This is a genomic window from uncultured Maribacter sp. (assembly GCF_947500985.1).
Classification (GTDB): domain Bacteria; phylum Bacteroidota; class Bacteroidia; order Flavobacteriales; family Flavobacteriaceae; genus Maribacter.
In genome coordinates, this window is record NZ_CANMTX010000005.1 from 14,527 (window position 1) to 35,307 (window position 20,781).

24 protein-coding genes are annotated in these 20,781 nt (G+C 35.0%); 19 read left to right on the forward strand and 5 right to left on the reverse strand.

Annotated features, from left to right (window positions below; genetic code table 11):
• Positions 1-2 precede the first annotated feature (2 nt).
• From ccoN to Q0871_RS12015, 7 genes are read left to right on the forward strand one after another with little or no spacing between them, the layout of a single operon-like run.
• Positions 3-2,201: a cytochrome-c oxidase, cbb3-type subunit I gene (ccoN, locus tag Q0871_RS11985; protein WP_299323485.1), complete on the forward strand. Its 2,199-nt coding sequence runs from the start codon at positions 3-5 to the stop codon at positions 2,199-2,201.
• Positions 2,202-2,211: 10 nt separating this feature from the next.
• Positions 2,212-2,403 carry a CcoQ/FixQ family Cbb3-type cytochrome c oxidase assembly chaperone gene (locus tag Q0871_RS11990; protein WP_299323489.1) on the forward strand — a complete coding sequence of 64 codons (192 nt, stop codon included), beginning with the start codon at positions 2,212-2,214 and terminating at the stop codon, positions 2,401-2,403.
• Positions 2,400-3,356 carry a cbb3-type cytochrome c oxidase N-terminal domain-containing protein gene (locus Q0871_RS11995; RefSeq protein ID WP_299323492.1) on the forward strand — a complete coding sequence of 319 codons (957 nt, stop codon included), beginning with the start codon at positions 2,400-2,402 and terminating at the stop codon, positions 3,354-3,356. Before Q0871_RS11990 ends, Q0871_RS11995 begins: the two co-directional genes overlap by 4 nt.
• 47 nt (positions 3,357-3,403) lie before the next feature.
• On the forward strand, positions 3,404-4,822 hold the full coding sequence (gene ccoG / locus Q0871_RS12000; RefSeq protein WP_299323496.1) for a cytochrome c oxidase accessory protein CcoG: 1,419 nt from the start codon (positions 3,404-3,406) through the stop codon (positions 4,820-4,822).
• 18 nt (positions 4,823-4,840) lie between these two features.
• Complete coding sequence (locus tag Q0871_RS12005; RefSeq protein WP_299323501.1) at positions 4,841-5,287, forward strand: FixH family protein; 447 nt, start codon at positions 4,841-4,843, stop codon at positions 5,285-5,287.
• A 2-nt stretch (positions 5,288-5,289) separates the two neighbouring features.
• On the forward strand, positions 5,290-5,994 hold the full coding sequence (locus tag Q0871_RS12010) for a sulfite exporter TauE/SafE family protein (RefSeq protein ID WP_299323505.1): 705 nt from the start codon (positions 5,290-5,292) through the stop codon (positions 5,992-5,994).
• 25 nt (positions 5,995-6,019) lie between these two features.
• On the forward strand, positions 6,020-6,511 hold the full coding sequence (locus Q0871_RS12015) for a GTP-binding protein (protein WP_299323509.1): 492 nt from the start codon (positions 6,020-6,022) through the stop codon (positions 6,509-6,511).
• A gap of 145 nt (positions 6,512-6,656) precedes the next feature.
• Here the strand turns inward: Q0871_RS12015 and Q0871_RS12020 are convergent, their stop codons facing one another.
• Positions 6,657-7,478, reverse strand: a complete 822-nt coding sequence (locus tag Q0871_RS12020; protein ID WP_299323513.1) for a universal stress protein — start codon at positions 7,476-7,478, stop codon at positions 6,657-6,659.
• 48 nt (positions 7,479-7,526) lie between these two features.
• Positions 7,527-8,888: an oxygen-independent coproporphyrinogen III oxidase gene (hemN, locus tag Q0871_RS12025; protein ID WP_299323517.1), complete on the reverse strand. Its 1,362-nt coding sequence runs from the start codon at positions 8,886-8,888 to the stop codon at positions 7,527-7,529.
• Positions 8,889-9,072: 184 nt separating this feature from the next.
• Here hemN and Q0871_RS12030 point away from each other — a divergent pair, with 184 nt between their 5' ends.
• The 9 genes from Q0871_RS12030 to Q0871_RS12065 all read left to right on the forward strand — a co-directional run bounded on the left by Q0871_RS12030 (position 9,073) and on the right by Q0871_RS12065 (position 15,404).
• Positions 9,073-9,462, forward strand: coding sequence for a DUF983 domain-containing protein (locus tag Q0871_RS12030; RefSeq protein ID WP_299323520.1), 390 nt, complete (start codon positions 9,073-9,075; stop codon positions 9,460-9,462).
• Positions 9,463-9,468: 6 nt separating this feature from the next.
• Positions 9,469-10,101 carry a Crp/Fnr family transcriptional regulator gene (locus tag Q0871_RS12035; protein ID WP_299323523.1) on the forward strand — a complete coding sequence of 211 codons (633 nt, stop codon included), beginning with the start codon at positions 9,469-9,471 and terminating at the stop codon, positions 10,099-10,101.
• A gap of 69 nt (positions 10,102-10,170) precedes the next feature.
• On the forward strand, positions 10,171-10,968 hold the full coding sequence (locus Q0871_RS12040) for a sulfite exporter TauE/SafE family protein (protein WP_299323528.1): 798 nt from the start codon (positions 10,171-10,173) through the stop codon (positions 10,966-10,968).
• An 83-nt stretch (positions 10,969-11,051) separates the two neighbouring features.
• Positions 11,052-12,467 (forward strand): rhodanese-like domain-containing protein, encoded by a 1,416-nt coding sequence (locus Q0871_RS12045; protein WP_299323532.1) that lies wholly within the window; start codon positions 11,052-11,054, stop codon positions 12,465-12,467.
• A gap of 124 nt (positions 12,468-12,591) precedes the next feature.
• Positions 12,592-14,001, forward strand: a complete 1,410-nt coding sequence (locus Q0871_RS12050; protein ID WP_299323537.1) for a rhodanese-like domain-containing protein — start codon at positions 12,592-12,594, stop codon at positions 13,999-14,001.
• Between the two features lie 47 nt (positions 14,002-14,048).
• Entirely contained in the window at positions 14,049-14,231 is a 183-nt protein-coding gene (locus Q0871_RS18745) for a rhodanese-like domain-containing protein (protein WP_367275145.1), read from the forward strand.
• Positions 14,221-14,394 carry a rhodanese-like domain-containing protein gene (locus Q0871_RS18750; protein WP_367275150.1) on the forward strand — a complete coding sequence of 58 codons (174 nt, stop codon included), beginning with the start codon at positions 14,221-14,223 and terminating at the stop codon, positions 14,392-14,394. The genes Q0871_RS18745 and Q0871_RS18750 overlap by 11 nt, the downstream gene beginning before the upstream one ends.
• Positions 14,395-14,489: 95 nt before the next feature.
• Positions 14,490-15,122, forward strand: coding sequence for a DUF3365 domain-containing protein (locus Q0871_RS12060; RefSeq protein WP_299323541.1), 633 nt, complete (start codon positions 14,490-14,492; stop codon positions 15,120-15,122).
• A 12-nt stretch (positions 15,123-15,134) separates the two neighbouring features.
• Entirely contained in the window at positions 15,135-15,404 is a 270-nt protein-coding gene (locus Q0871_RS12065) for a cation transporter (protein WP_133688625.1), read from the forward strand.
• Between the two features lie 32 nt (positions 15,405-15,436).
• Here Q0871_RS12065 and Q0871_RS12070 read toward each other — a convergent pair whose 3' ends face one another.
• A complete protein-coding gene (locus tag Q0871_RS12070; protein ID WP_299323554.1) occupies positions 15,437-16,312 on the reverse strand; it encodes a sterol desaturase family protein in 876 nt (291 codons plus the stop codon).
• A gap of 238 nt (positions 16,313-16,550) precedes the next feature.
• On the opposite strand from Q0871_RS12070, the gene Q0871_RS12075 reads away from it, so the two are divergent.
• A complete protein-coding gene (locus Q0871_RS12075; protein WP_299323559.1) occupies positions 16,551-16,754 on the forward strand; it encodes a DUF2892 domain-containing protein in 204 nt (67 codons plus the stop codon).
• Positions 16,755-16,800: 46 nt separating this feature from the next.
• On the opposite strand, the gene Q0871_RS12080 is transcribed toward Q0871_RS12075, so the two are convergent.
• Positions 16,801-18,090, reverse strand: a complete 1,290-nt coding sequence (locus Q0871_RS12080) for an OprD family outer membrane porin (RefSeq protein WP_299323564.1) — start codon at positions 18,088-18,090, stop codon at positions 16,801-16,803.
• Positions 18,091-18,139: 49 nt separating this feature from the next.
• Positions 18,140-19,177, reverse strand: a complete 1,038-nt coding sequence (locus tag Q0871_RS12085; protein ID WP_299323568.1) for a c-type cytochrome — start codon at positions 19,175-19,177, stop codon at positions 18,140-18,142.
• Between the two features lie 186 nt (positions 19,178-19,363).
• On the opposite strand from Q0871_RS12085, the gene Q0871_RS12090 reads away from it, so the two are divergent.
• Entirely contained in the window at positions 19,364-19,891 is a 528-nt protein-coding gene (locus Q0871_RS12090) for a DsrE family protein (RefSeq protein WP_299323572.1), read from the forward strand.
• A 306-nt stretch (positions 19,892-20,197) separates the two neighbouring features.
• Complete coding sequence (locus tag Q0871_RS12095; protein WP_299323575.1) at positions 20,198-20,677, forward strand: DNA starvation/stationary phase protection protein; 480 nt, start codon at positions 20,198-20,200, stop codon at positions 20,675-20,677.
• Positions 20,678-20,781 lie beyond the last annotated feature (104 nt).

Consider the following 20,781-nt stretch of genomic DNA (forward strand, 5'->3'; position numbering starts at 1 on the left):
TTATGGAAGTACAGCAGTTTTATTACGATAACAAAATCGTGAAAAATTTCCTTTATGCAACCATGTTCTGGGGTGTTGTGGGAATGTCTGTAGGCTTATTATTAGCCTTTATGTTCATTTTTCCCAATGTAACCGATGGTATACCGTGGTTAAGTTTTGGTCGTTTACGCCCATTACATACCAATGCGGTAATTTTTGCATTTGTAGGGAATGCTATTTTTGCGGGAGTCTACTACTCCACTCAACGTTTACTAAAGGCGCGTATGTTTAGCGATTTTCTTAGTAAACTTAATTTTTGGGGCTGGCAAGCAATTATTGTTTCTGCGGCAATTACGCTACCTCTAGGTTATACCAGTTCTAAGGAATACGCTGAACTTGAATGGCCTATTGATATTGCTATCGCAATAATTTGGGTTGCTTTTGGTGTTAACCTTATTGGTACCATGATCAAAAGAAGACAACGCCACCTGTATGTGGCTATCTGGTTTTATCTAGCCACTTTTGTAACTGTTGCGGTACTTCATATTTTTAACAACTTAGAATTACCCGTGAGTGCTTTAAAAAGTTACTCAGTATATGCAGGTGTTCAAGATGCCTTAGTACAATGGTGGTACGGGCATAATGCGGTCGCGTTTTTCTTGACTACTCCGTTCCTTGGTCTTATGTACTACTTTGTGCCTAAAGCGGCTAATAGACCTGTGTACTCTTATAGATTATCTATTGTTCACTTCTGGTCATTAATTTTTATATATATCTGGGCAGGACCTCACCACTTATTATATTCTGCTTTGCCAGATTGGGCTCAGAATTTAGGGGTTGCTTTCTCAATTATGCTATTAGCTCCATCTTGGGGTGGTATGATTAACGGACTTCTAACTTTAAGAGGTGCTTGGGATAAAGTACGTACCGATCCTGTTTTAAAATTTATGGTTGTTGCAATTACCGGTTATGGTATGGCAACCTTTGAAGGACCATTACTTTCTCTTAAAAACGTAAATGCAATTGCCCACTTTAGTGATTGGATTATTGCCCACGTACATGTTGGTGCATTGGCATGGAACGGGTTCTTAACCTTTGGTATGATTTACTGGTTGGTTCCAAGAATGACAAAAACCAAATTGTTCTCTATTGGTTTGGCAAACTTCCATTTCTGGATTGGTACTTTGGGTATAATACTTTATACATTACCTATGTATGTAGCTGGGTTTACCCAAGCTCTAATGTGGAAAGACTTTAATCCTGACGGGACTTTAGTTTACGGTAACTTCTTAGAAACAGTACACGAAATTATGCCTATGTATTGGATGCGTGCCATTGGTGGTAGCCTTTATATAGTGGGTGCTTGTGTTATGATTTACAACGTAGTTCGTACCATTAAAGCTGGTAGTACTATAGAAGATGAATTGGCTGAAGCAGCTGCACTTACTGTTGTTTCTAAACGTAGAACAGCTGGCGAAACTTTCCATACCTGGTTAGAACGTAAACCTATCCAGTTAACCATTTTAGCTACTGTAGCTATTTTGATTGGTGGTATTATACAAATTGTGCCTACCATTTTAGTAAAATCTAACATACCAACAATTACCAGTGTAAAACCATATACGCCTTTAGAACTAGAAGGTCGTGATCTTTATATTAGAGAGGGTTGTGTAAACTGTCACTCTCAGATGGTGCGTCCGTTTAGAAGTGAGGTAGAACGTTATGGTGAATATGCTAAAGCTGGTGAATTTGTATATGATCACCCATTCCTTTGGGGTAGTAAACGTACTGGTCCAGATTTATTAAGAGTTGGTGGTAAGTACTCTGATAACTGGCACTTAAACCATATGTACGATCCTCAAAGTACCTCTTCTGGTTCTATCATGCCTTCATACTCTTGGATGGTTCGTGACGAGCATGACCGTAGCAATATACAAACCAAAATGGAAGCTATGGTAACCTTGGGTGTTCCTTATTCTGATGAAGAAATTGAAAATGCATATGCTCTTATGGATGCACAGGCTGAGAAAATCGAAAATAACTTATATAGTGATCCCGATTTTGCAAGATCTTATGAAGCAGATAAAAAATATGCTGCAGAAAACGGTGAGGAATTCATAGAAATGAGAGACCGCGAAATTGTATCCTTAATTGCCTACCTACAAAGATTAGGTACAGACATTAAGGTCAAAGAAACTGGTGAAATATTATCTGACAACTAAAACTAAAATCATGTTCAAATTTGTAAAAGGTTACATGGAAACTATAGAGGGTGTAGCAACCTACCCCATGATATCATTACTTATCTTCTTTGTGTTTTTCACATTGTTATTTTGGTGGGTAATTACAGCCTCAAAATCATATATTAAAGAAGTTAGCGAATTGCCTTTAGAAGAAGATAACCAACAAAACAACCAATTATGAAAAACAATACAGCCTGGTGGTTAAGAATAACAGTGGCCTTTTTCGCCGTCATTGTACTTATGGAAGTTTATATTGATAGTGGTGATCAACCAGCATTTCTGGTTTACCCTACGTTAATGTTTGGCTTTATGGCACTTATCCTATTATTATTAATAGCGATTGCCTTTATTGTACAAGCAATAGAGAATGTGCTTTACAACACGCTTGACGAAGAAGCTAAGGAGCGTTATTTAGCCACCAAAGAAGAAAAATGGGAATGGACATGGGGTAAAAAAATGTACGACAAAATGTTGGGCAGTAAACCTATGGAAGCCGAAGGCGAAATCATCCTTGACCATAATTATGATGGTATTCGTGAGCTAGACAATAAATTACCGCCATGGTGGGTATATCTGTTCTATGCTTCTATTGTGTTCGCAGTGGTGTATCTAGTTCGTTTTCATCTCTTTAACGATTATAACCAAACATTAGAATACGAACAAGAGGTTGCTGCCGCTCAATTAGAAATTGAGGAATACAAAAAAACAGCCAAAGGTCTTGTTGATGCCAATACGGTTGAACTATTAACAGATGCATCAGATATTAGTGCCGGTAAAGGCATTTTTGAAGGCAACTGTGTTGCTTGCCACATGGCTGATGGTGGCGGTGGAATTGGACCTAACCTTACAGATCAAAACTGGATTCTTGGTGGTGGTATTAAAAACGTTTTCCATACTATTTCTGAAGGTGGTCGTGACGGTAAAGGTATGATTGCTTGGAAACAGAACTTGAAACCTGCAGAAATTGCACAAGTAGCTAGTTATGTATTAAGTTTTCAAGGTACTACACCAGCTAACCCAAAAGCAGCTGAAGGTGATATTTGGGTAGATCCAAATGCTTCTACACAAGAAACTCCGGCTGAACAAACAATGCCAGAAGTAGAAATTGATTCTGCTTCAGTTACCATGAACTGAATACAGTGAGAGTGTAAAAGCTCTCAAAGCATATAAAGAGAGAGAAAATGTCGCAAGATCAAGATAATTTTAGAGATTCCATTGGTACCATTAAAGAAGATGGTAAAAGAGCTTGGGTATTCCCTAAAAAACCGAGTGGCAAACTTTATGAGTATCGTAAATATGTAAGCTACGTTCTATTAACTTTCTTGATTGCTTCTCCTTTTATAAAAATAAATGGTAACCAGTTTTTGATGTTCAATGTCTTAGAAAGACGTTTCAATATCTTCGGTTTTCCATTTTATCCACAAGATTTTCACCTCTTTGTAATCTCTATGATTATTGGGGTGGTCTTTATTGCTCTTTTTACTGTTGCTTTCGGACGTATTTTCTGCGGATGGATGTGTCCACAAACTATATTCTTAGAAATGGTTTTCCGTAGGATAGAATATTGGATCGATGGTGACCGTGGTGCTCAAATAAAACTAGATAGACAAGAGTGGAATGCAGAAAAGATTCGGAAACGTGTTTTAAAGTGGATTATCTTTTTCATTATATCGTTTATTATAGCCAATGTTTTTCTTGCCTATCTTATTGGAAGTGACCGTTTAATTCAATATGTAACAGACGGTCCTGCACAGCATGTAAGCACTATGGTGTCCCTATTGATTTTTACAGGCGTATTCTATTTTATATTTGCTTGGTTTAGAGAGCAAGTATGTATCATTGCCTGCCCTTACGGTCGTATGCAAGGGGTTCTTCTTGATAATAAATCAATTGTAGTTGCCTATGATTATGAAAGAGGTGAGGCTGAAAACGGTAGAAAAAAATGGCGTAAAAATGAAGATCGTCAAGAACTCGGTAATGGTGATTGTATTGACTGTAACCAGTGTGTAAATGTTTGTCCTACCGGTATTGATATTAGAAACGGAACGCAGTTAGAATGTATTAACTGTACCGCTTGTATAGATGAGTGTGACACAATTATGGAGAAAGTTGATCTACCAAAAGGGTTGATTCGCTATGCCAGTGAAGATGAAATTACCAAAAAAGAAAAATTCAAGTTTACCCCCCGTTTAAAAGGGTATACTGCAGTTCTGGTAATTTTAACTGGAGTTCTTGTTGGTATGATGTTCTTAAGGAATGATCTTGAAGCAAATATTCTTAGATTACCTGGTCAGCTTTACGAACATAAAGAAGGTAATATTATTAGTAATGTATACACCTATAAACTACTGAACAAAACCACTAAAACGGTTGAAGATGTTCATTTTGAATTAATTTCTCCTAAAGGTGAAATAAAATTGGTACGTACAGATAATTTTGATGTTCAACCAGAAGCTTTAGCAGAAGGCACCTTGTTTATTGAAATAAACGCATCTGCATTAAGCGGCGATAAGAACAACCTTAAAATTGGGGTTTATAGTAACGATAAGTTAATAGAGACCACTACGGCTCGCTTTTTAGCACCACGTAGTTATAAATAGTAAATAAACAGAAAAATCATGAAAATTAATTGGGGTACCGGTATTGTTATTGCCATAGTTGCATTCATGGGCTTTATATTGTTTTTTGTAATTACTATGACCACCAGTCATAATGCTAATCATGATTTGGTTACCGAAGATTATTATAAAGCGGAGCTTGGCTTTCAAAAAGAAATAGATGCAGAGAAAAACGCTCAAATTGCAACTACACAAATAGAAATACAACAATCTGCTGAAGGGTTAATGATACTTTTCCCTGAAGGATATGATGATACCAATGTTAAAGGCATAGTGTCCCTATACAGACCATCCAACAAGAATTTGGATTTTAATTTGCCCATTAGTTTATCCAATTCACATTTGCTCATACCTGACAATCAATTGTTGGATGGTCGCTGGGACATTAAAATTACTTGGGAACACGAAGGAAAAGATTTTCTACATAAAGAAAGTATTACTTTTTAAATATGCTACTATCCGCTCTCATATTAGGTCTCATGGGTAGTTTGCACTGCGTTGGTATGTGCGGACCCATTGCTTTTATGCTTCCAGTAGATAGAACAAATAACTACAAAAAATTCGGGCAGATTTTCATCTATCACTTTGGTCGCTTAATGGCATATGGACTTATAGGTCTCATATTTGGACTACTAGGTAAAGGACTTTCCATTTTTGGAATACAGCAAAAACTATCTATTGGTATTGGCATTATTATGATCGTGATTGTTTTAATTCCCTATAAAACATTCAATAAATACAACCTGTCTAAACCTATCTATAAAATCATTTCAAAGGTTAAGAACCAATTGGGTAAAGAACTAAAGAAGAAATCTCCCGATACTTTTTTAACTATCGGATTCTTAAATGGTTTTTTACCATGCGGACTCGTTTATATGGCGCTTTTTGGATCTATAGCAATGGGCGATGCTTTACAAGGTAGTTTATATATGATGCTTTTCGGTTTGGGTACTTTACCCCTTATGACCGCTGCCATATATTTCAGTAATTTACTAAAAGGTGGCATACGCCAAAAAGTACAAAAGGTAATCCCGGTTTTTGTAGTTATCATAGGAGTTCTTTTTATACTTAGAGGTCTAGGTTTGGGAATTCCTTACGTATCGCCCGCACCAGTAACACAATTAGCTTCAAGTGCAATAGAGTGTCATAACTAATGGCTAAAGCCAAATACAAATTCATATGAAACCATTACCGAACGAAATAGTGCTTCGCCCTAGGTTTCAAATGAATGTGGAACAATCTAAAAAAACTGTTCTATCTAATTTTGAAGTTGCCGCCCAAACGCCTTTTCTGGTAAATAGGTTAGACGAGCATGTATTCATCAAATTCAACCAAAAAGAACATCACTTTTGGTCACCGCAATTACATTTAGAGATAGATGAAGTAGATGCGTTCAATTGTCGCCTACATGGTGTTTTCGGACCCAACCCTACGTTATGGACTTTCTTTATGTTCATTCATTTTGTAATTGCAACCCTTTTTATAATCATAGGTATTTGGGCATATTCAAGTGCATCTTTAGGTAAAGACTACCACATTCAAGTAGGAGTTATGATCATGCTGATTGCCCTATGGTTTGTGCTATATTTTGCCGGTAGAAGTGGTAAGAAAAAAGGAAAGCCACAAATGCACCAACTACATGATTTTATGACGAATGTTCTTATAGCATAAATTAAAAGGAGAATTACTTTATTTGTTATATAAAATATAGTAACTAGAATTTTATTTAAGCTTGAATTTTATAATTACTGTTTAAAACAAATAAACCCAAAGCATATGCCTTGGGTTTATTCTTGTTCATTGAAGAAGTTGGTATCTATATTTTAAATGTGATTACCGGTATTTGCGAATGGTTTACCACATCTTCGCCAATACTGCCATTAAACATATGAGAAATACCTTTACGACCGTGTGTAGGCATTGCTATAGCATCTGCTAAGATGGTTTTACCATAATTGATAATACCCTGCTCTACACTATAGTCATTATAAATTTCAACTTGTTGGGCAGAATTGGCCTTGGTCAAAAATTTGTTTATTTTTTGATAGGCATCTCTGTTACTCATAAATTCATCGTTTGGCGTGTTAATAAAAACAACCTCCATGTTAGCACCTAGCATTTCTGCAAACTCTTTAGCTTTTTGAAAAGCCGGTAAATTATCATCGTTAAAATCGCATGCGAATACAAAACGATCTAAACTTAAATTGGTTATCTCTCCCTTTATTACTAATACTGGTACTGTGGCGTTACGAACCACTTTTTCTGCATTAGAACCAATAAACATTTCTTCAAATCCGCTAGCTCCATTAGAACCCATTACTATTAAATCTGCATCATGCTCTTTTGCTATAGCATTTAGCTCACTGAATACTTTATAATGCTTAATTACCGGAGTTACGGTAATGCCTTCTAAATAAGGTTTTTCTAAAAACTCTTTTAAATTCTTTTCTGCCAATTTCACCAAGAAAACTGTCTGTTCGATGTACATACCATCTGGCGAAGTAATTATTGCCTGATTAAGTTCTAGCATATGAACTACCAATAGTTCAACTTTATGTTTTTTAGCCAAATCTGCAGCTGCCTTTAGCGCTTGTTCTGACTGATTTGAAAAATCTGTAAGTACGATTATTTTTTTCATGATAATTTTATTTAGCAATTATTAAGATTAGGAACTTCTATTTTAAAATTAAACGGTCATTGAGAAAAGTTTGGTATCCGGTGCCTTTTTTTGCAATGGCAAATCAAAAGCCATACACACATTTCTAACGAACGGTCTACCCTTTTCAGTAATTTGAAGACTACCTTCGGTAATGTTCACCAAACCATCTTCTTCCATTTCTTTCAACCTATTAATAATACTATCTATTTGTGGTAGATGTAACTTAAATTCGCTCCAAGTTGTTTTAAACTGGCACATTAAATTTAAAATATGTCTTCTTATAATTTGATCTTCTTCTGTTAAAATATGACCTCTATAAAGCGGAATTATATCATTTTCCACTAAGTTCTGATACTCCTCAACATTTTTTACATTTTGGGCAAACCCGTACCAACTATCGCTTATACTCGATGCTCCTAACCCAACCATTAAGTGGGTATTAGAACTGGTATAGCCCATAAAATTTCTGTGCAGGCTTCCATTTTCCATCGCTTGAAACAAACTATCTGATTCTAGTGCAAAATGATCCATTCCTATTTCATGATATCCATAATTCAATAGCAATTCTTTACCAACTTCATACTGCGTTCTCTTTTCATCTCCCGCAGGTAAATCTGCATCATTATAACCACGTTGACCGTTGCCTGCCAACCAAGGCACATGTGCATAACTGTAAAAAGCAATACGGTCTGGTTTTAATTCTTTGGTCTTTTCTATTGTATTAATTACATGTTCTAATTTCTGGTGCGGAAGACCAAATATGATATCGTGACTTATGGAAGTATACCCTATTTCACGAGCCCACTCGGTTACATTTTTTACATTTTCAAAAGGTTGAATTCTATTGATTGCCTTTTGTACAGTTTCATTATAATCTTGCACACCAAAGCTTACTCTTCTAAACCCAACATTATACAATGCTAACAAATGTTCTTTAGTGGTATTGTTAGGGTGACCTTCAAAACTAAACTCGGCATCATTTGCCTTATCGGCTATTCGTAGAATACCATCAATTAAATACTTCAAGTTTTCTGGAGTAAAAAATGTTGGTGTACCACCGCCTAAGTGTAGCTCTTTTATAATCGGTTTTTCATCAAACAACTCTCTATATAATCGCCATTCTTTTAATACAGCTTTTATATAGGGCATTTCTAAATCATGTCGTTTTGTAATTCGCTTATGACATCCGCAGAACGTACACATACTTTCACAAAATGGTAAATGTATATAAAGACTAATACCAGATACAGAGTTACTAACGTGAAAACTCTTTTTTACCGAAGCCTCCCACTTTTTTCCTGAGAAGGTATTGATATCCCAAAAAGGAACTGTCGGGTAACTAGTATATCTAGGCCCTGGTACATTATACTTTTGAACAAGCGAACACATAAACTTCTTATTTAGCCACAAACTTACATATCTAAGTCAGCATATAATATGATTTATATCAGTTCGCAGCACATCGAAAAAAGATAACTTCCCCAGAAATTACACAATGAATAGTGGTACTATGTAACCTTTGTTACCTAAGAAATTATTCAGATCCAATAATTTTGATTTAAAATTTTTAAACATGTTACCAAAAGGTTCTAAATTATACAGTATTATATTTTTGAAATGCCCTAGATGTCATAAAGGTGAATTTTTTGAGGCAAATCCTTATAAATTAAGTAACTTCAATAAGGTTAAAGAACGTTGTCCAAAGTGCGATTTAAAATATAGTATTGAGCCTAGTTTTTATACGGGATCAATGTATGTTTCTTATGCAGTAGGAATTGCCGTAGCAGTTGCCGCGTATGTATTAACTTTACTATTCGGACTTCAACTTTCAATAGGTGCTTTATTCGTTGTTATCGTTGCATCATTAGTGGTAACAATGCCATGGATATCCGCAGTATCTAAATCGATTTGGGCGAATATATTTTTTAAATTTGATAAAGAAATAGCACAGAAAATTAATTAGCCAAGAATGATTCAAGATTTAAAGGAAGAATACGGAGATATCTTTGAAGAAGAGCTCATCAATGAAATTGTTCAGGTAGGAACTTTTAAAGAAGTACCTGAAGGTTATAAATTCATGGAGATTGGTGACTACATAAGAGGTATGCCTTTATTAATTTCTGGAGTCATTAAAATTTTGAGAGAAGATGAAGATGGCGATGAACTTTTACTATACTATTTAGAAAAAGGTGATACCTGCTCTATGACCATGGCGTGCTGTATGGGCGATAAGAAAAGTGAGATTAGAGCTATTGCAGAAACGGATGCAAAACTAATTATGGTGCCTATTCAAAAAATGGAAGAATGGACCGCCAAATATAAATCTTGGAGAAACTTCGTATTCAATAGCTACCATGTTCGCTTAAACGAGCTTTTAAGCACCTTAGATAATATCGCATTCCAAAAAATGGATGAACGTCTAATCGGCTATTTAAAAGAAAAATCTAGAGTAACAAGAGATAATATCATTCACAGTACCCATCAAGATATTGCCTACGACCTTCATAGTTCTAGGGTAGTAATTTCTAGGCTTTTAAAGAAGCTTGAAGAAATGGGAAAAATTAAACTTCACCGTAATTATTTAGAAATATTAGATTTATAATACCTCTGTAACCAATGTTACTGCGCAGGTTTCCGTACCGTTCTACTTTTGTAATATCAAATACATCACATGGAAATTTTGCACATTTTTGGATACATAAGCGCTTTGGTAATAGGTGTTTCATTAGGACTCATCGGAGGCGGTGGCTCGATACTAGCCGTGCCTGTATTAGCCTACCTTTTTTCAATTAACGAAAAAGCCGCAACCGCTTACTCCCTTTTTATTGTTGGCGCAAGTGCATTGGTCGGTGGTTGGCAACAGCATTTAAAAGGCTACGTAGATTGGCGTACCGCGATTGTTTTTGGTATACCCGCAATTGTTGGTGTTACGCTTGTTAGGCACTATGTGGTACCTGCAATGCCCGATGTTTTATTTGAAGTTGATCACTTTCAATTTACACGTAGAATGGCAATGTTCGGGCTATTCGCTATTTTAATGATTCCTGCTGCGTATTCTATGCTAAAAAAGGAAAAAAGTGTTATAACAGCTGGTGAAGTTTCTTATAACTATCCATTAATAGTATTAGAAGGGTTACTTGTTGGTAGTATAACAGGATTGATTGGCGCCGGTGGCGGATTTTTAATTATTCCTGCATTGGTCATTTTGGCGAATGTTGAAATGAAAGTTGCCGTTGGTACCTCGTTAATTATAATTGCCATTAAATCTTTAATGGGTTTCTTTTTGGGTGATGCGATGACCATGCTCATTGATTGGAAGTTTCTTGCCGTTTTTACATCATTATCTTTTGTTGGTATTTTTATCGGCAGTTACCTCAGCAACTTCATAGATGGTAAAAAATTAAAGAAAGGTTTCGGCTATTTTATTCTTGTTATGGCTGCCTTTATTTTCTATATGGAATTCTTTTAAAAATTTTCGCTTATGTGACCAATGTCACTGTACACGTCCTATACAAAGGGTAATTTTATAGTATTAATCAAATAAATAACAACATGAAAGTAGAACAAATTTATACCGGATGTTTGGCACACGCTGCCTACTATATAGAAAGTAATGGTGAAGCTGCAGTTTTTGATCCGTTACGTGAAGTACAGCCATACCTTGACCGTGCTAAAAAAGACAACGCAAAAATTAAATATGTTTTTGAGACCCATTTTCATGCAGATTTTGTGAGTGGTCATTTAGATTTACAAAAAAAGGTGGGTGCAGAAATTATATTCGGCCCCGGTGCAAAACCTGCTTATAAAGCTACCACAGCACAAGACAATCAAATATTTGAAGTGGGTGATTATAAGGTAAAAGTGATTCACACTCCTGGGCATACGATGGAAAGTACTACCTACCTCTTAATTGATGAAAATGGAAAAGAACATGGTATTATCACTGGCGATACCTTGTTTATTGGTGAGGTTGGCAGACCAGATTTAGCACAACACGTCGTAGCGGATTTAACCGAAGAAAAGCTCGCTGGTTATTTATACGATTCTTTACGCAATAGAATTATGCCACTGAGCGATGATTTAATTGTGTACCCTAACCATGGTGCCGGTTCTGCTTGTGGTAAAATGATGAGTAAAGAAACTACCGATACATTAGGGCATCAAAAGAAAGTAAACTATGCGTTGAGACCAGATATGACCAAAGCCGAATTTATAAAAGAACTCTTAACCGGACTCACAGCTCCTCCAGGGTATTTTCCTAAAAATGTTTTAATGAACATTCAAGGGTACGAAAGTTTAGACAAGATAATGGACCGTGCCACTACCCCATACACTCCCGAGGCTTTTGAGGCTGTTGCCAATGAAACTGGAGCTTTAGTTTTAGATACTAGAAATGCCGAAGATTTTGCAAAAGGATTTATTCCTAATAGTATCAATATTGGACTTGAAGGTAGTTTTGCGCAATGGGTAGGTGAAATGATACCAGATATTAAGCAAGAAATTTTATTGGTCACTTACAAAGACAAACAAGAAGAAGCCATTACCCGTTTGGCAAGAGTTGGTTATGATCATACTGTAGGCTTTTTAGATGGTGGTTTTGATACATGGAAAAATTCAGGAAAAGATTTTGAGGTAAGCAACAGAATTAATGCCGATGAATTGGAAGCTGAATATGAAACAGATAAACCTTTAATCATTGATGTTAGAAAAAAGAGTGAATTTGATGCTGAACATGTGGTTGGGGCAATCAACGTTCCACTAAATGAAATTAACCAGCATCTATCTCAGTTTCCAAAAGACAAGCCCTTTGTTTTACATTGTGCCGGTGGGTATAGAAGTATGATCGCAGCTTCGATTTTAAAGCAAAGAGGATGGCAAGATTTTACGGATGTTAGAGGTGGTTTTGAGGCTATTTCAAAAACAACACTACCTAAAACTGCATATGTTTGCCCTTCAACACTTTTGTAAAATCTAAGACTAAAACAGCGCTGATTTTTCAGGGCTGTTTTTACTTCTAAATACCTATGTAACCTAAGTTACTGTGTAGTCCTTTTTACAAATGTAATTTTGTTTTAATAATAAATATGAACTTATGAAAGTAGAACAAATATATACTGGTTGTCTTGCACAAGGTGCTTACTACATTGAAAGCAATGGAGAAGTCGCCATTATTGATCCTCTACGAGAAGTACAGCCTTACATTAAAAAAGCTGAAGCAGACAATGCTAAAATCAAATATATTTTTGAAACTCATTTTCATGCAGATTTTGTAAGTGGTCATGTAACCTTGGCCAAAGAAACTGGTGCAGATATTATATATGGACCAAAAGCAAATCCGTCTTTTGAAGCTATTATCGCAAAAGACAATCAAGAATTTAAATTAGGTGATATTACCATTACGGCTTTGCATACACCTGGTCATACCATGGAAAGTACCACGTACTTACTAAGAGACGTTAACGGTAAAGACTATGCTATTTTTAGCGGAGACACCTTGTTTTTAGGTGATGTCGGCAGACCTGATCTTGCACAGAAAATGGGCGAATTGACAGAGCGTGAACTTGCCGGATTCTTATTTGACAGTCTACGTGAAAAAATTATGCCTTTAGCAGATGACGTCATCGTCTACCCAGCTCATGGTGCCGGTTCTGCATGTGGTAAGAATATGATGAAAGAAACGGTTGATACCTTGGGCAACCAAAAGAAAATGAATTATGCCTTGCGTTCAGATATGACAAAAGAAGAATTTATTGAAGAAGTGATCGATGGTTTACTACCGCCACCTCAATATTTTCCTTTAAACGTAAAACTAAACAAAGAGGGCTATGAAGATATAAAAGAAGTCTTGGAACGTGGTACAAGAGCACTTTCCCCAAAGGCTTTTGAAGCTGCAGCAAATGAAACTGGAGCCATAGTTTTAGATGTTCGCCATCAAGATGATTTTGCCAAAGGTCATATACCACGTTCCATATTTATAGGATTGGATGGTAGTTTTGCCCCATGGGTAGGTGCCTTAATCGCAGATGTAAAACAGCCTATTTTATTGATTACCCCTGTTGGTATGGAAGAAGAAGCTGTAACTCGGTTATCTAGAGTTGGTTTTGATGGTACGTTAGGATATTTAGAAGGCGGATTCGATGCTTGGAAAAAAGCGGCGATGGAGTATGATACCGTAAGCCAGGTTGATGCAGATGAACTTAAAAAAGCCATTGAAACTGATCAGGTACCTGTATTCGATGTTCGTAAAGAATCTGAATATCTTTCTGAACATATTATAGAAGCTAACAATACCCCTTTAGATTTTTTAAACGACCATTTACCAGAGTTTCCAGATAATAAACAATTTTATGTTCATTGTGCTGGTGGTTATAGAAGTATGATAGCTTCTTCTATTTTAAAAAGTAGAGGTATTCATAATCTTATAGATGTAAAAGGCGGATTTAAAGATATTAAAGATGCTGGTATACCAGTAACTGAATTTGTTTGCCCTACTACATTATAATTATTTTTATTGGTTGGTTATTGAATATTAATTTTAAATAAAATACTATGTCATTTTTAAGTACACTCTTTGGTAAAAAAGAAGAAACCGCAGGTAATATCACTATACTTAACAAGAACGAATATGCCACGCAAATTGTAGCTAACAATATCAAACCTTTTGATGTTAGAACACCGTCTGAATATAACAGTGGTCACATTAAAAACGCTATAAACGTCGATTTTTTTTAACGGTGGAAACTTTAACGCTTATTTTGAAAAAGTAAATAAAGAAAAACCGGTATTTGTATATTGTAGATCAGGTGCAAGAAGCCAAAAAGCAGCTCGTAAACTATTAAAAATGGGCTTTACACAAGTATATGATCTTAAAGGAGGTTATACTTCTTGGAATTAAAATCAAAAGCTATCTTTAATAGGTAGCTTTTGGTAGTTTATCTACTAAGGGTAGTATAATTTAAAGGCAATCAACATAGTTTAAATGTCATACTTATGAAAAATATCATTTTAATATTAGCGATTGTTTTTGCATTCAGTTGTAAAGATTCTCCAAAGGTAAAACAAGAAGTTTTAGACAATTCTGACAGTACATCTTTGAGCATTGGCACACCAGAAATAGATACTAAAATAAACGATAGTCTACTTTTAGAAAAAGGTAAAATGTATGCCCAAACTACCCAAAAAGTTTTAGGTAAGAATCTTATGCTCAACATTCAAAAAAATGGTCCATTAGGTGCTGTAGCGTTTTGTAATGAAAAGGCATATCCTCTAACAGATAGTATGGCAATTGTTCATAATGCTAAAATTAAAAGGGTAAGCGATAAACCTAGAAATCAAAATAATAAAGCAAGTAAAAAAGAGCTTGAATATATTGAGTTTTTTAAATCAAAAATTAATAACAACGAGTCTTATGAACCTATACTAATTAACGAGAATGGAATTACTAATTTCTATTCCCCTATTGTTACTAATACCATGTGCCTAAACTGCCATGGTGTGCCAGAAACAAATATCGACCCAAAGGTTACCCAACTTTTGAACGATAAATACCCATTCGACGAAGCCATAGGCTATAAAGAAAATGAGGTAAGAGGCATTTGGAGTATAAGTTTTAAAGACGAATAAAATAAATAAGAAATGACATCAGTAATTCCTATTCAAAATTTAAAATGTGGTGGCTGTGCCAAAACAATTGTCTCAAAATTAGAAGAGATACCTACCATAAGTAATGTATCGGTATCAGTAGAATCATCTTCGGTTTCTTTTGATGCTTTAAAGCAAGAAGATATAGCTACCGCAAAAAACAAATTAAAGTCGATTGGCTACCCAAGTCTAGACCAAGATAATTCGGTACTATCAAAAGCGAAGTCCTTTGTAAGTTGTGCTACGGGCAAACTATCTGACTAATTTTAAGAATCTAAAGAAGAAGTAATTATATATTACTTCTTCCTTGTTTTAAAGCCGTGAGTCAGCTGACCTAAAAAGTTTTCTGGCAAATTCTCATCTCCTGGGTAACCCAATTTCACATCTCCACTATCTTCTGGTATGTAATTGGTTTTAAATATATAATCCCAAAGGCTCAAGCTAATTCCGAAATTTACACCATATGTTCCTTCTGGTAAATCATATGCATGATGATATAAATGCATTACTGGGTTGTTTAAAATATATTTCAAAGGACCCCAAGTAATTTTTATATTAGAATGATTGAAATGCCCAATTGCTATGGCTATAAAATGAACAATATAAGCTTGTTCTGGCTCGAAACCGCCAAGAATCATAACTCCGAAGGTCTTCAAGGGTTTGTACAAAATATTCTCCATCCAATGGTATCGTAAATGAGCTGCAAAGCCCATTTCTTTTACGCTATGGTGCACTTGATGAAATTCCCAAAGAAAGGCATATTTGTGTAATAAGGTATGTGTAAACCATTGCACAAAATCTAATACGATAAAGAATAATAAAAGCTGACCCCACATTGGCCAGTTAGATATATCTATTAGTGCCAAACTATTTGCTTTTACCCCGATATCAGTAAAAAACACTTGCAATAATCTATAAATACCACTTATGGCAATGGCAAACAAAAAGAAGTTGAAGAACATGTAAAAGCCATCTAACCAAAAATCTTTTCTAAATACACCTTGTTGTTTTCTCCAAGGAAAAATAATTTCCAAAAACCAAACTATAAGCGATATAGAAATTAAGCCCCAAAAGTAATTAAGATACCAGGGTACTTGAAAAAGGATTGATTTCCATGTCCAACTAAAAGTTCCCGTCACCGCATTTAAAAACGCATCTATATAGGCTTCCATTCTACATTTTCTTTTTGCAAAAATAAACTTTTAAAAATGACCCTACTGTAACCAAAGTTACTTTACAATAGAATGATATAGAGCAATTTTGCATATGACCAATATCATTTGTCGCACTATTATTTAGCACTACTTTGCAGTAGAAAAGCTAACTAAAATTTGTTCGCTTTTGACTAAGTCTGAAATATCGTAACAACATTACATTTTGACTTAATTCATTAATTTAAAAATAAGTATCATGAAAAAAAATATGGGAACCACAGACAAATTCATAAGATTCATTATTGCGGCAGCGCTTTTAATCGCATTTTTGACAGATACCGTAACCGGTGTTTTAGGTCATGTGGCGTTAGCAGTTGCAGCCATTTTCGTATTAACTTCATTTGTTAGTTTTTGCCCTCTGTATACGCTGTTCGGTGGCAGTACCTGTAAGGTTAAATAGTAAGATTATTACCTAATAAGAATTTAAGCGACCAACTTGTCGGACGCTAAAAATTATAGTTAAGAATTAGGTCTAAGTGAAACATATCTACCTTATTAAAATAGAAATTAGGATTATCTGGTATATCGCCATTTCCAATTTTAGAGGTCAATAATAATTCTGGTCTTAAGCGCTTTAACTTTTTAATATTGAAGAAAACATCTAAATTAATATGGGTGTAATCTGGCATCGCATACTTATTTAAGGTAGCATCGGTTGGATCTGGTTTCCAGTGCTTACCGATACTTAAGATCGACATAAGATTTAGATCTTTTAATAGGGTAAAGTCCTTTTTATAATTTAAAACTAAAGCATGATTATCAGCTGAACCTTCGCTACGTTCTCGCTTTTGAAAACTGAACAAATCTTCTCTACCCCACTCTCTTAGCGAGATAAATTGACCATGTGGTAATATTCTATTATAACTCAAAGAAACTAGACCTGCTTTACTTTTGTACGCGATTTTCATCCCCAAAACATCTGATGATTTCTGATTAAAATAGCGAAGGGAATCTATACCGCTACCCCCATCACCTACCTTATTTTGATGTAACCACTCCCCTTCTAAAATAATAGATTTAGATACTTCTAATTTAGGTTTTATATAGACAGAATTAAAAACGTTATCCACATATTGGTTCCAGACTTTTACACTAAATTCTTTTGGTAATTTAAACTCGGCATTTGCCATTAATACATAGTCCGATTCAGTATTATCAGCATATGCCGATGCATTACCATAAATATTTCTACCAACGGGATAGGTTCCAATACTTTCCCCAATACCATACAATTCCCCTGTTGACCTTGGTGCTATTTCATTTAGTACACCCAATTGAAACTTTGTCTTTTCTGCATCAAAATTATACCAAAACCCTTGTACCAAAGTGGGTATCATTCTACCATCTTCAGGGTTAATTAACGGTGTATTTATTTTCATCCGCCCAAGCGTAAATGAATGCTGAGCTAGGTGATATTTCGCATACAGTTCTCCTAATAAAAAAACAGCATCATTTTCTAAATCTAATCTATCGAACAACCCTTCTTCATATCTACTAATTCTTCCTGTTGTCGCATCGGGTATGGTTAAATCTTGTAATCCTAAATTCGTAGCGTTATATAATGCTACACCTACTTCTAAGTTTTTAAATAGATTATACTGGTACTTTAATTTACCTCCTGTTGCCAAAGCATTAAAATCTTTTAATTCCCCTTTATTTGACGTCATCATATAATACGTACGCCATTGCCCAGATAAGGTTCCTTTTTTCTTTACCGCAACAGTATCTTGTGCCATAGAAAATATGGGCAAACAAAAAATGAACAGATATACAAATCGCATGGGGTTACTTTGTTTTGGTAATTCCGTATTCCTTTTTGTAAAAGTCCATTATCGGTAGAAAAGGTCCGTATTTATGCTGTTCTGCAGAAAAATCATCTACCCATGGACCGTAGGGTGTTGAAACCGGTTTTAGTTTCTTGTCTGGGTAATCGTTTTCGGTATTTAATTTATGTGGTCTAGAGAAACTATTGATATATCCTGCTACATGATACGCTTCTTCATCGGTCAGCTTAGGGTTGTCCCAAGTCGCTTGTAAATAAGGCATGTTGCTTTTAATAAATTCTGCCGAAGTAATTACCCTATTCATACCTGCACCATCGTTAAAACTATCTGGACCCCATAGTGGCGGATACGTGTAGCTTTTACCATCGACCGCATTTAGTATACCGGCACCATTTTCGCCATGACAGATGATACACTCTTTTTGATATACCTGATTTCCTTTTTCTAAATCTACTGCAACAGCAGGAATCTTAATTTTTGGATATCCTTTAAACTCAGCCTTTCTATTTTCTGGTACATCTTCACTCAACCAATTCATATAGGCTACAATCGCCTTCATCTGGTCAGAATCTACCGGAAGCATTTTGCCGTTCATACTACGCTCCATACACCCATTTATGCGATCTTCAATCGTACCTTGTTTGTTACCTCGACCACCAAATTGAGGAAATCGTTCTATAATACCCACCCAAGAACCAGAGCCCGCCTGTGCCCCCTTTTGTAAATGACAATTAGTACAAGCTAAATTATTGCCGCTATACCTATCTACAGCATGCTCTGCATTCGGACCCATAAATTTTGAAGATTCTGCAATTAGGTAGTACCCCTCTTTAACTGTCGCAGGCATAGTAGCCAACTCTGCCATTGCATCTTTAGGTTGCCAAATATCATTAACTACAATTTCTTCAGTTTTAATAATCGCATCTTTTTCAACGCTACGCTCATACGTTAATAGCCATATAAAGACAAGGCCTACCAAAACGAAGATCATTGCAAATAGCTTTAAAAATAGTTTCGCAAATGCTCGTAAATCTTTCATAGAACTGTAATCTTACGCTAATTTAAATAACGAATCTATAATAAACACATGATTATTAAAGTAACCCAAGTTACAGTAACGTTAAATACTTTAACTTACTTTTATTCCAATCAAAAATAACGGACATTAGTAGTAATCAACATATTATTTTAACCAAATTATATTCTTTTTAAAATTGACGAACACATGAAAAAAGCACTTCTAATTGCAATAGTACTTATGGCAACACAAATTACAACTGCCCAAGAATGGACAACGCCCGTTATTGATGGTTACGGGAAAATTAAAGAATTTAAGGATGTAGCTGTTCAAGCTGACCCTACCAAAGAATATAACCTGTTATTTGATCTTAAAGATGATCGTGAGTTAGATGGCATTAATGTAGGTTATTTCAAAATCGCCAGAATGATAAATATGCTAGGCGCCGGTGGTGTTTCTGCAGATAAAGTGAACATCGTTGCAGCTATACATGGTGGCGCAACTTTCACTGCTTTAAATGATGCGAAATACCAAGAAAAATATAAAAAGGAAAATCCTGATGCAGCCGTTATAAAATTATTAAAGGACTACGGAGTAGAATTTTATGTTTGCGCACAAGCAACTGCCGCTAGAGATATTACTGGTGCAGATTTAAACCCGAATACAGAATTAGGGCTATCTGCAATGATGGTACTTGCCAATTATCAAATGGACGGGTATACTTTTATGCCATAAACCGTAACAATTATTCTGAGAAATATCAAATTATAAAAGGGACACATACGTGGTTCCTTTTTACTTGCATACCCATTACACTTAATAAACAAATTTATATAAAGATTACACTCTAAATTTTTGAAAATATATTCGCTTTCTGATTGCTAATTGATTGAAAAAATCGAGTAGTTGTCATTTGTTGTTAAAAAAAGTTAAAAATCGCAATATGTAACTCATGTTACCCACGAAATAAACAATATAGATTATCTTTATCAAATATTAAATAACTAATAAATTTTATCTATTACATACATATTCAAGATCATGGCAAATACAGATTTATCAAACATCGGATTAAACAAAAAAGACTCTAATGATATCGCAAATCATTTAAATGATTTACTATCAAATTATCAAATGTTCTATATGAACCTAAGAGGTTTTCATTGGAATATTAAAGGGAGAAAGTTTTTTGAACTTCATTTAAAATTTGAAGAGTTATATAATGATGCTTTAATAAAAGTTGATGAAATTGCTGAACGAGTTCTTACCTTGAGCAATACCCCTATTCATACTTTCGCCAAATATATTGAGCATTCAGAAATTAAACCAAGTGAAAATGTAGTAGATGGCGATAAGGCTATTGATAACATCTTAGCTAGCTTATCTATTTTACTAAAAAAAGAAAGAGCTACCCTTAAAATTGCTGCTGAGGCAGAAGATGAAGGTACAGTATCATTAATGAGTGATTATATTACACAGCAAGAAAAATTAGTTTGGATGCTTTCTGCATATAAAGACTAAGTCAATTATTTATAATTCTGAATCCCTAGAATTTGTTCATACAATTTCTAGGGATTTTTCTTTGCTATTATTTTCAAGATACTAATTAAGAATTAACTTATAAC